The sequence below is a fragment of the Psychrobacter sp. genome, from assembly GCF_030457785.1.
Classification (GTDB): domain Bacteria; phylum Pseudomonadota; class Gammaproteobacteria; order Pseudomonadales; family Moraxellaceae; genus Psychrobacter.
The window spans coordinates 1-11438 of record NZ_JAKDUI010000069.1 but is presented as its reverse complement, the minus strand read 5'-3'; the positions used below and the strand labels follow the sequence as shown (position 1 = coordinate 11438).

General features: G+C 44.6%; 9 protein-coding genes. 7 read left to right on the top strand and 2 right to left on the bottom strand.

All coding sequences use genetic code 11. The annotated features are described in order from the left end of the window. The first annotated feature begins 43 nt into the window (after positions 1 to 43). From L0J61_RS05110 to L0J61_RS05080, 7 genes are all read left to right on the top strand, one after another. A complete protein-coding gene (locus tag L0J61_RS05110) occupies positions 44 to 823 on the top strand; it encodes a ParA family protein (protein ID WP_301465266.1) in 780 nt (259 codons plus the stop codon). Between the two features lie 156 nt (positions 824 to 979). Beyond that, complete coding sequence (locus L0J61_RS05105; RefSeq protein WP_301465265.1) at positions 980 to 2140, top strand: ParB/RepB/Spo0J family partition protein; 1161 nt, start codon at positions 980 to 982, stop codon at positions 2138 to 2140. A 332-nt stretch (positions 2141 to 2472) separates the two neighbouring features. After that, positions 2473 to 4260 carry a lipid A export permease/ATP-binding protein MsbA gene (gene msbA, locus L0J61_RS05100; RefSeq protein WP_301465264.1) on the top strand — a complete coding sequence of 596 codons (1788 nt, stop codon included), beginning with the start codon at positions 2473 to 2475 and terminating at the stop codon, positions 4258 to 4260. Between the two features lie 102 nt (positions 4261 to 4362). Beyond that, a complete protein-coding gene (gene lpxK / locus L0J61_RS05095; protein ID WP_301465263.1) occupies positions 4363 to 5493 on the top strand; it encodes a tetraacyldisaccharide 4'-kinase in 1131 nt (376 codons plus the stop codon). 111 nt (positions 5494 to 5604) lie between these two features. Beyond that, positions 5605 to 6411 (top strand): 3-deoxy-manno-octulosonate cytidylyltransferase, encoded by an 807-nt coding sequence (kdsB, locus tag L0J61_RS05090; protein ID WP_301465262.1) that lies wholly within the window; start codon positions 5605 to 5607, stop codon positions 6409 to 6411. A gap of 114 nt (positions 6412 to 6525) precedes the next feature. Further along, on the top strand, positions 6526 to 7659 hold the full coding sequence (locus L0J61_RS05085; RefSeq protein WP_301465261.1) for a DNA polymerase III subunit delta': 1134 nt from the start codon (positions 6526 to 6528) through the stop codon (positions 7657 to 7659). A 179-nt stretch (positions 7660 to 7838) separates the two neighbouring features. Further along, on the top strand, positions 7839 to 8186 hold the full coding sequence (locus L0J61_RS05080; protein ID WP_301465260.1) for a PilZ domain-containing protein: 348 nt from the start codon (positions 7839 to 7841) through the stop codon (positions 8184 to 8186). 142 nt (positions 8187 to 8328) lie between these two features. On the opposite strand, the gene ppk2 is transcribed toward L0J61_RS05080, so the two are convergent. Both ppk2 and L0J61_RS05070 read right to left on the bottom strand, forming a co-directional pair. After that, complete coding sequence (gene ppk2, locus L0J61_RS05075; RefSeq protein ID WP_301465259.1) at positions 8329 to 9258, bottom strand: polyphosphate kinase 2; 930 nt, start codon at positions 9256 to 9258, stop codon at positions 8329 to 8331. A 573-nt stretch (positions 9259 to 9831) separates the two neighbouring features. Beyond that, the gene (locus L0J61_RS05070) at positions 9832 to 11334 is read right to left on the bottom strand and encodes an acetyl-CoA C-acetyltransferase (RefSeq protein WP_301465258.1); all 1503 of its coding nucleotides are present in this window, start codon (positions 11332 to 11334) and stop codon (positions 9832 to 9834) included. Positions 11335 to 11438 lie beyond the last annotated feature (104 nt).

The window sequence follows — 11438 nt, the reverse complement described above, 5'->3', positions numbered from 1 at the left end:
AGAATAATAACAGTAATAGATCTTAATTAAATTGAGTGAGTGTATGGAAATCATAGCGATTGCGAATCAAAAAGGCGGCGTGGGCAAGACTACCACTGCGGTAAATTTGACCGCTAGCTTGGCTGCTAAGCGCAAGAATGTACTGCTGATTGACTTAGACCCACAAGGCAATGCCACCAGTGGTACTGGTGTAGATAAGAATGAGTTGGAGCTGACCATCGCAGATGCGCTACTAGATGGTGTCTCGCTGGCTGATATTATTGTTACTAGTCCAGCAGGGTTTGACGTGATAGGGGCCAATCGAGATTTGGCAGGTATGGATATCACTTTGATGAGTAAAACCGATAGCCATGAGTTGTTTAAAAATGCAATGGAGGCGTTGGTCAAAAGTCAGGCCGACAATAACGCACCGGCTTATGATTATGTGATCATAGACTGTGCGCCCAGTTTGAACTTATTGACGATTAACGCCTTAGTCGCGACTGATGGAATTATCATTCCGATGCAGTGTGAGTATTATGCGCTAGAAGGGTTGGCGGATTTATCACAGACCATTGAGCGTTTGACTGAGTTGAATCCAAAGCTATATATTCGTGGCGTGGTAAGGACTTTGTTTGATTCGAGAAACACACTCGCTCGTGATGTATCTACTGAGCTTGAGGCGCACTTCGGTGATACTATGTACAAAACTCGTATTCCAAGGAATATTCGCTTGGCTGAGGCGCCAGCACACGGCATGCCAGTGACTGCCTATGAAAGATGGTCAAAAGGTGCGCGCGCTTACCATAAGTTGGCTGCAGAGGTAATGAAACAAAGCAGTTAGATCGTATCTTCTGTCGGTGAGTAGAATGAAAAATAAACGCCAGCGGACCGATTCTAAAGCACTCAGTATTATATTATTAGTAAGTTTTATTAGTAAGCCATTAAGCCAAATTTGCATGTAATGGGCTTTTATTTTAGCGTTAGGGGACAGGTAATCATGGCAAAGAAGAGAGGGTTGGCGGCCAATAGGGGCTTAGATGCCTTACTAGGGTCAATCAAGAAAGAAAAGCAAATTACCGCCTCTGCCTTGCAAGACGACGTATCTGCGCGTGACGATACTGTGCCAGCTGAAACCTCAGATAAGCATTTGCTAGATAACAGCGCGGCAAATGACAGCAAACCTGTCAGCGCCACTCGTGCAAAAAACGTTAAAAAAACACGCCCCAAAACGGACACGCCAGATACCATTGCAAGCACTGGTGCAGTAAGATCGCCTCGTAGGACAAGTAAGAACCCTGCGAGCAAAAATCGGGATACTGGCACAGAAAGTAATGCCTCGGAAGATCACATCAGTTTGGTGCAAATCGATGTAACGCATCTGCAAGCTGGTAAATACCAGCCACGCCGTGATATGAGCGAAACGGCACTTGCAGAATTGGCTTCCTCTATTGAACAGCACGGCGTGATGCAGCCTATTGTCATTCGTCCATTATTGGCTAACGAAGATAAGAGTGAGTCATTTGTTACTCATGAGATTATCGCTGGCGAGCGGCGCTGGCGAGCGGCAAAAATGGCAGGGAAACCGGTCATTCCTGCTATTGAGCGTGCGCTATCGGACGAATTGGCCATTGCTCTGGCATTGATTGAGAATATTCAGCGTGAAGATTTGTCAGTGATTGAGCAGGCGGCTGCATTACAGCGTTTTCATACTGAGTTTGGCATGAGCCATGCCATGATTGCTGAAGTGGTTGGCAAAGCCCGTACCACCGTGTCAAATTTACTTCGCTTAAATCAGTTGCATGATGCGGTTAAAGAACACTTGACCAATAATCTGTTAGATATGGGGCACGCACGTACATTGCTGTCATTGTCGTCAGAGCAGCAACCAATCATTGCCCAAAAGATTATCGATGGTGGCATGACAGTGCGTGAGGCTGAAAAACTGGTCAAGTCTATTTTACAACCAGCGTCAAAAAGCAATCGTGCAGAGCAAATACAGTCTCGTGATGTTGAGCGCCTGACGCAGCGCTTGACAGATATGCTAGGTGCGGAAGTCAAGTTGAAGCATAAGAAAGACGGGCAGGGCAGTGTTGAGATATTTTTTCAAAGCCAAGACCAATTAGCTGATCTGATCAAGCATATAGAGGTAAAGGATTAAAGTATTTGGTAAGTATCAAGCTACTGCTCATGCCCCGAACGCCCTTTGTTGTCATTTCTAAGGCAGAAAGCGCAGCTTTTATACAGCAAAAATAATATTTATATTGCTGTATAAATAAAAAGATAGCTACTACTTAGCCAGTTTGCTCATCAGCTTATCGTTAGTAGAAGATGCGACTATTACCTATCAATCGCTGGTTTGGGCCGTAGATGCTTGATGAATCCTGATGACCCATTTAGCTGTTTTTAGCTTAATTCTTCAAAACTGCATCATATATGCAGCCCATCCATGTGATGACATTTATATGTTCTAACACCTAAATTGAGGCTTTTATGAGCCAAGCTTTTCAATCTGACTCAACAAAAACTTCTGTTAAAAAAGACTCGGCAGTGCCATCAAACACGCCAAAACATAAAACCTTGCTACGTCTGTTAAGGTATTTAAAGCCGTATTGGTGGGCATTGGCACTGACGGTATTGGGTTTTGCTATCAATGCATCGACTGAGGTTTGGATTGCTAAGTTATTGGAGTATATAACGGATGCAATCAATCAAGGTGATCAGAGCAAGCAAAATTTATTTCCGTTACTGATTATCAGTTTGTTTTTTGTCCGTGGTGTCGGGACGTTCTTGGGTAACTACTATTCAGCTTTGGTATCGCGTAATTTAGTTTACGAGCTGAGAGTAGAGGTATTTAACAAGTTATTGCGCTTACCAAGCTCGTTTTACCTAGCCAACCCCGCTGGTACCATCTCGTCTAAACTGATATTTGACGTAGAGCAAGTAACCGCTGCTAGTACGGATTCGATGAAAACAGTACTACGTGATGGTTTGACGGTCGTGGCGCTGATTGGTTTTTTACTTTATAGCAACTGGCGTTTGACATTGATTCTATTCCTTGTACTACCGCCTATACTGTGGCTGATCAGAGTGGCCTCTAAACGTTATCTAAAATTGTCTAAAGGTATTCAACAAACCATGGGTGATGTCAGCCATATCACCAACGAGGTTATCGGTGGCTATCAAGTCGTTAAGAATTATGGTGGTCAGGCCTACGAATCCAAGCGCTTTGATAAGTCATCAAAAAAGAATTTACGCCAAGGGATGAAGGTCGTCGTCACCAACAGTATCAACACCCCAGCCGTACAGTTACTCATGGCCATGGCTATGTCGGTCGTGGTGTGGCTCGCCTTACGTCCATCGGTTATCGAGAATTTTTCGGCGGGTGCATTTATATCGTATATTGCCGCGGCGGGATTGCTAAGTAAACCAGTAAGATCCTTAACAGATGTCAATCAAAAGTTGCAAAAAGGCATTGCAGCGGGTGAGTCGATATTTGCATTACTTGATGAGCCAGAAGAAGATGACACAGGCATCAGTAGCCCAGCATTGTCTGGCGAAATATCGATGGATAATATCAGTTTGGTTTATCCAGACTCGACAGTGGCATTACGTGACTTTACCCTTGATGTGCAGGCGGGTGAGACAGTGGCACTTGTAGGACGCAGTGGTGCTGGTAAATCGTCCTTGGTTAATTTATTGACACGTACCTTAGAGCCTTCAGCTGGTATGATAGCGCTAGATGGACAAAAAATAGAGGATATTAAGCTTGAGAGCTTGCGTGGGCAGATTGCCATGGTCAATCAGCAAGTGGTGCTGTTTAACACCACGGTATTTAATAATATCGCTTATGGTAGCTTGGCTAATAAAACACAAGCCGAAGTTGAGAAAGCTGCCAAAGATGCTTTTGCTCATGACTTCATTATGAGGCTGCCAGAAGGCTATCAAAGTGAAATCGGTGCTGAAGGTCTACAGCTATCTGGTGGTCAACGTCAGCGTTTATCGATCGCTCGTGCGCTGTTGAAAGATGCACCGATATTGATTTTAGATGAAGCGACCAGTGCGCTAGATAATGAGTCAGAGTATTACATTCAACAAGCGCTTGATAATGTCATGAAAGACCGTACTACGTTGGTCATTGCTCATCGATTGACTACCATTGAGTCGGCTGATCGTATTGCGGTATTAGATGGTGGTCAGATAGTTGAGTTGGGTACTCATACGGAGTTGATGCAGATGCAAGGTCATTATGCGCAGATGTATGCTCGTGATTTTGAGTAGGCATAGAGTAGCAGCAGAATAAGTGCCAAATAGGTTCAAGTCAGATTTGAATCATTAAGAGGCGTGAATAGCCCACAACTATCAGACAAGTGATTGATTCAGATGAGTATTGAGACAACCGTGACGCGTGCATGGCAACGCCAAGCTCCTTGGTTATGGTTACTGCTGCCTGTTAGTTGGTTGTATGGACTTGTCATAAGACTGCGTCGTTATGCTTATAAATCTAAGTGGTTGAGCAGTTATCGAGCACCCATCCCTGTGATGGTTATTGGTAATATCAGTGTTGGCGGTAGTGGCAAGACACCGCTGATTATTGAGTTGGTCGACTATCTACAAAAACAAGGCGTCGGAGTCGGTGTCATTAGTCGTGGCTATGGTGGCGACAGTAGTCAGATGCCAGCATTGGTCAACGCCAGTAGTACGCCAAATATGGTAGGTGATGAGCCTTGCTTGATTGTCGGCATGACAAATGTACCAATGGCAGTGAGCCCCAATCGTGAGCAAGCAATTACTACTTTATTAGTCTCGCATCCAGACTTGCAACTGATTGTTGCCGATGATGGTTTGCAACATTATGCACTGCAACGCGATATCGAATGGATTGTGGTCGATGCGGCACGGGGTTTTGGCAACGAGCAGCTTTTGCCAACAGGGTTTTTACGTGAACCCATGTCTAGATTAAAAGGTGCAAATGTTATATATCATGACCAGTTAGAAGTAGATCCAGCTGACGAGGCTAATGAGGGGAGTAACAAAGCCCAAATCAATCATTTGACCATGCATATGCAGGCAGAAGAGATGCAGCAGCTGTGGCAACCCGCGTCTTCCGACACTCCAACAATTGACTCTCAAACCAATAGCACGTCACCAAAAAAAGGCTGCCAGGTATATGCTGTGAGCGGCATTGGGTATCCGCAACGATTTTTTGATACGTTAACGTCACTTGGGTTTGACGTCATTGGATACCCTTATCCGGACCATTATGAATTTAACTTGACTGAGTTATTACAGTATCAGGATCATCCAGTCGTGGTTACTAGTAAAGACGCGGTGAAAATAAGGGCCTTGTTAGTAAAAGCTACCGCTGATAAGACACTGAGCAATGAATACAAAGCGCTCATAGGCAGGCTATGGGTGCTACCAGTAACGGCTGTCCTTTCTGAAGACTGCTATCAACTATTAGAGAGTCAATTAAAAAAATTAGGTATTGACGTCAAACATAATTTAGCCTGAGCATCGTAATTACCAAAAGCAGAGCTACCAGTGTCTGTTCGTGAGTGTTATACAGGTGTTAATTGATGTTTTTTAATCTAAGGTATATAAAGACGACGATAGGAATTAAATATGTCTTCCACAACTGCTAAAACTCACATTGTTATTCCTGCACGATTTAAAAGCACTCGCTTACCTGGCAAGCCATTATTAGAAATCCATGGCAAGCCGATGATTATTTGGGTTGCTGAAAAGGCGTTGGCGGCAGATTTCGCCGATGATATGTGTATTGCTACTGACGATGAACGCATCGCTAAAGCATGCATGGACGCTGGTTTTGATGTGGTGATGACCAGTAGCGAGCACGCCTCTGGTACTGACCGTTTGGCGGAAGTCGCCGCTATCAAAGGCTGGGCTAACCACGACATTGTGATTAATATGCAAGGTGATGAACCGTTGGTGCCACCGTCATTGCTGGAGCAAGTGAAAGCGCTGTTGGTAGCTGATAATGATAGTGTGATGGCTACGCTGTGTGAGCCCATTGACGATTATGAAACTTTTCAGCGCGCATCTGTCGTAAAGGTTGTCAGTCAAACATCGAATGATTTGCAGCGAGCCTTGTATTTTAGCCGAACACCAATTCCTTGTGACCGAGATGCTGTGTTGGCCAACGAACCCACAAAAATGGTACCTAAAAATGCCTATCGTCATTTGGGGTTATACGCGTATCGAGTCAGTTTGCTACAGCAGTTTGTACACTGGCCGCAAACACCATTAGAAAGACTCGAAAGCTTAGAGCAGCTACGGGTGTTAGAAAATGGAGGGCATATCGCTATAGCAACAGCGAGTTGTCATCTGCCGGCAGGTGTCGATACTCAAGAGGACTTAGATCGTCTAAATGCGATGAGCTTAGCAGCGTTTCAAAAGCCTGCTGAATAATCTGAAAAACGTGCCATAAGTTGGGTTTGAAATATTGACATATAATGTGATACTTCTCTGAATCGTTGAACCATACGACATACTCCAAAGTGAATTTACCGTAGGGCAGAAGCCATGAATGACATGATGGAATTTAACGGCGGTGAGCATATGGCTGAGAGCATTTACTTTGCACCGCTACTACCATGGCATCAAGCGCTATGGTCACAGCTTACCACTAGAGTCACCGCACAGCAGTCTCTGCCGCATGCGCTACTTGCAGCTGGAATGCAAGGCATGGGTAAGCGAGCTTTCGTGTGGCGGCTGGTTGCTTGGTTGTTGTGCCATCAGCGTGCCACACACCCACAAGGGGCTTGCGCAGAGTGCGAAAGCTGTCAGTGGCTAAAGTCGGGCACGCACCCAAACTTGCAAACATTGCCACTCGTCAGTATGCCAGTGTCTGTCGAAAGTGCTGATGCCAAAGAGAAGTCAAGCAGTAGCGCAAAAAGCAAAAAATCTACTAAAGCAGCTAGCAACAGTGCTCTGAAAATAAAGGTTGATGACATTCGAGCGCTGCAGCCATTTATTTATCAGGGTGGTCAAGGACTCCGTATCTGTGTGTTAGACCAGGCTGAAAAAATGACGGTCGCTGCTGCCAACGCACTGTTAAAAACGCTGGAGGAGCCGCAAGCACAAGTGCATTTATTTCTGATCAGTGATGCGCCTGCTCAGCTATTACCAACCATTAAAAGTCGCGTGCAGCAGCTGGCATTGCAGACGATTCAGCCTACTGTGGCGATAGATTACGTCACTGAGACACTTGGATCTATAGTCAATCGTGAGGCGGTCGGTACGGCAGAAGTTGCGCAGCTGATTCAATTGGCCAATGGGGCTCCTTTGGCAGCGATCGCGTTGGCCAATACCCCATGGTATAGCAAGCGTGATATGTGGATAGTGACATGGCAGGCGTTGCGTAGCGGTAAGCGGAGTAGTGTGGCCGCCAGTGACTATTGGCAAAAACAGCTTGGTATTGTCGAGTTCACTCAATTATCTGAGCTGATGATGCTAGATATGCGTCGTATTTGTCTAGGGCTTAATGCACTGCAAAAAGACATCGATCTCTCAGCAATCACGGATGGCTATGAGCCAGATAGTGGTATGCTGGAAACGTTTTCTAAGAGTTTGCAGCAGACAAAAATTGCTCTACAACAAAATGTGCAAGAAAAATTCGCTTATGATAAGCTGATGCAAGAGTTAGCCAATCTGTAAGATATGCAGCTTAACAACTCATATAGCCGCCACCTCACTATAAAAGCATTACTGTGCTGACTTCGCTTGAAGTACCAGATATACAGCTATACTTAGTTGCCTTGCAATATTTTTACATTGAATCGACTACAGAACAATCAAGTCAGGAATATCTAATTACTGAATAAAGGAAGCTGACGATGGCCATGCCAGGACGTGGCGGGGTGTTGACCTGCCAGATTAAAGACAATGAAACCTTATATGCTAGCTACTTATCTTTCGTTACGAATGGTGCGTTATTTGTACCGTCCGATCGACCTCAATCACTAGGTGATGAGGTGTTTGTCGCTGTCACCTTACCCAACTCAAGCGAGCGGTTGCCGATGAATGGCAAGGTAGTTTGGATTAACGCTAAAACTCAAGGTGGGCGACCAGAAGGCTTTGCGGTGCAGATTGGCAATGATATTGCTGGGCAAAAAATAAAAAATGAAGTTGAGCGGTTGCTGGCTGGTAAAATAGACAGTTTGCAATCAACTTATACGATGTAGACAGTTGGTCGTATTCGTATTGAGTGCGATGTCACTGCTAATGATATCTAAACAGATAGATAGCTCTTAAAACGGCCGCCTTATCAAACAATAAGGCGGCCGTTTTATCTGATAATAAGATCAAGCTCGGATGCGTGGCATTCTAATAACGTGGTGGCACATACATGTCATCTGGAATGGGTTCTCGATAGTATTCTTCATCACGTTTGCGCTCAGGCAGTTCAATTTCGTCACGTGGTATCTCATTGTAAGGAACCTGATCAAGTAGGTGGGCAATACAATTGAGGCGCGCACGTTTTTTGGTATTGCCCTCGACGACCCACCAAGGAGCCTCAGGAATATGAGTGCGCTCAAACATGGTTTCTTTGGCTTTGGTGTAGTCTTCCCAACGTCGCCTCGATTCCAAATCCATGGGAGAGAGTTTCCACTGCTTTAGAGGATCATGAATCCGGCTCATAAAGCGCGAGTGTTGCTCGTCATCAGTAATAGAGAACCAATATTTTATTACGCGTATACCAGAGCGTACTAACATTCGCTCAAAGTCTGGCACAGATTGAAAAAACTCTTCATATTCTGCATCGGTACAAAAACCCATGACATGCTCGACACCGCCTCGGTTGTACCAACTACGGTCGAATAAGACAATCTCACCTGCTGCTGGTAAATGTGCGACATAGCGTTGAAAATACCACTGTGTTTTCTCACGCTCTGTCGGTGCGGGGAGTGCTGCGACTCTACAAACTCTGGGATTCAATCGCTGGGTAATACGTTTGATTGCACCACCTTTGCCCGCAGAGTCACGCCCTTCAAATATCACAATAATTCGTTCACCGTGCTCTACAACCCAGTCTTGTAGTTTGATGAGCTCACGTTGCAATCGAACCAACTCCTGAAAATAAGTACGACGGTCAAGCTTTTCTTGAGTAGTTAACAGGCAGCCGTCAAAATGAAAGTCGCGCATATAGTCGTCTATTTCATTTTCAAGCTCTTCATCGTGGCTATCAATGAGGTCTTGATGCATTTTTCGGCGTAACTCATCGTCAAGGACATCTTTTTCAATGCGTCTAGACATGGTAGTTTGCTCGCGTTCGTATTTATTTTTATTTTCTGTTTTATTCTTATCAGTAGTTCTTATTTTAAAGTCTGTTACCGTTGTTGGTTTTTTTTGTGCAATTTGGGGGTGGTAGTGGGGTTCACGATTTTTGAGAATTATTTGCCTGAGCTTTGTTAATAAATATTTTATTTTACCCATGAGTACTCCCTTTCCGTTAGCACGCTAATATAACCATCGCTCAAGTTAATCATAGCAAACTAAAACGAAAAATGCCCTATGAATAATAGGGCATTTTTTCGAAAACGGTAACAAGATTTACTGCTGCTATCTTAAGAAGATATTTAGATGTTTGCTTTATTTTCTAGGGTTTTGATCGATACAAAACACTTATAAATCGGGACATGTCATCAATTAATACATTCGATCATCTAGCGGTCTTGAAATGGCTAAATTTTGCTACTAATCGTCAAAAATCTTGCGAATATGCTTATATTCCCCACAATTTTTTCCTTGATTAGCGTCAATTTATCTCATTCTCAGTCGCACTATTTATAAGCCGTACTATTTAAATGATGACACACTCTAAGCTGTTTATTTTTCTAAGATACAAGTCACGCCTTGACCGCCAGCTGCACAGATAGAGATAAGCGCGCGTCCAGAGCCTTTTTGATCCAGTAGTTTGGCAGCAGTGGCTAGGATGCGTCCGCCAGTCGCGGCAAAAGGGTGTCCTGCTGCTAATGATGAACCATTGACGTTGAGTTTGCTACGATCGATAGATCCTAATGGAGAATCCAATCCTAAACGTTCTTCACAGAAGCTTTCATCTTCCCAAGCGGCGAGTGTCGAAAGCACTTGTGAAGCAAAGGCTTCATGGATTTCATAAAAGTCAAAGTCTTGTAGCGTTAGTCCAGCGCGTTTGAGCATACGTGGTACTGCATATGCAGGCGCCATTAATAACCCCTCGGTCGTGCCAGACTTACCAATAAAGTCGGCAGCTGCCGTTTCTTGATGAACGATATAAGCCAGCGGTTTTAATCCGTGCTCTGCTGCCCATTCATCTGTACCCAATAGTACACAAGATGCTCCATCAGTTAGTGGTGTCGAGTTGGCTGCTGTCATTGTTGGATTGGCATTCTTTTTACCAAAGACTGGCTTTAGCGTGCCCAGCTTTTCTAGTGTGGTGTCTGGACGCAGGTTGTTGTCACGAGTCAGACCTTTATATGGCGTAATTAAATCATCAAAAAAACCTTCTTCATAAGCACGTGATAGATTTTGATGGCTGTTAAATGCCAATTCGTCTTGGGCTTCACGGCTGATATTCCACTCAAGCGCGGTAATGGCTTGGTGCTCACCCATCGATAGGCCAGTGCGTGGCTCGCCGTTCTGTGGTGAATCGATTAGGTCTTTTGGGTTTAAACCCATCAATGCTTTTAGACGTTGTTTGTTGTCTTTTGCCGCGCCTAGTTTGAGCAGTACTTTACGTAGGCCGTCACCAATAGCGATAGGGGCGTCAGAGGTGGTGTCAACGCCACCGGTAATGGCTGAGTCGATCAGTCCAAGCGCGATTTTGTTGGCAGAAGCGAAGGTGGCTTGCAAACCAGTACCACAAGCTTGTGATATGTCGTAAGTTGGCGTGTGTGGATGAAGCGCTGTATTTAATGCCGCTTCACGAGTCAGGTTAATGTCACGGCTGAGTTTGATAACCGCGCCCGAGACAACTTCACCCAATACTTCGCCTTGTAGGTTGTAACGTTCAATCAGGCCGTCTAGTGCAGCGGTCAGCATGTCAGTATTGCTAGCGTCTGCGTATGGGCCGTTTGAGCGTGCAAACGGTATGCGATTACCACCGATGACAGCGACACGTTTTTGACCAGTAACTGATTCGGTCTCAGTGGTTTTTTTTGCGGTAGCAGCAGATTGTTTGGTAGCGGCTACGTTTTTGTCATCAGTCGCGTTTTCATTGGTAGTGTCTTTGGCAGGATTCGTCGTCGTATCATTACTATCTGACTCGGCGCTGCCTGTTGTTTTTTTAGTGGGTTTTACCACGGTGCTGGTAATTACTGGACTGTTAGCGCGAGTGCTGTTATTACTCATAATACTATCCTTAAACTAGACGGTTATAAAAAGAGTGAAAAATAATTAGAAATAAAAAATATCTGAAGCAGTCAAATTATTGAGGCGGTTAAAATGCAAGTATC

Coding starts and splice junctions, on each gene's coding strand:
- L0J61_RS05110 (WP_301465266.1), top strand. CDS start 44: ATGGAAATCATAGCGATTGCGAATCAAAAAGGCGGCGTGGGCAAGACT.
- L0J61_RS05105 (WP_301465265.1), top strand. CDS start 980: ATGGCAAAGAAGAGAGGGTTGGCGGCCAATAGGGGCTTAGATGCCTTA.
- msbA (WP_301465264.1), top strand. CDS start 2,473: ATGAGCCAAGCTTTTCAATCTGACTCAACAAAAACTTCTGTTAAAAAA.
- lpxK (WP_301465263.1), top strand. CDS start 4,363: ATGAGTATTGAGACAACCGTGACGCGTGCATGGCAACGCCAAGCTCCT.
- kdsB (WP_301465262.1), top strand. CDS start 5,605: ATGTCTTCCACAACTGCTAAAACTCACATTGTTATTCCTGCACGATTT.
- L0J61_RS05085 (WP_301465261.1), top strand. CDS start 6,526: ATGAATGACATGATGGAATTTAACGGCGGTGAGCATATGGCTGAGAGC.
- L0J61_RS05080 (WP_301465260.1), top strand. CDS start 7,839: ATGGCCATGCCAGGACGTGGCGGGGTGTTGACCTGCCAGATTAAAGAC.
- ppk2 (WP_301465259.1), bottom strand. CDS start 9,258: ATGTCTAGACGCATTGAAAAAGATGTCCTTGACGATGAGTTACGCCGA.
- L0J61_RS05070 (WP_301465258.1), bottom strand. CDS start 11,334: ATGAGTAATAACAGCACTCGCGCTAACAGTCCAGTAATTACCAGCACC.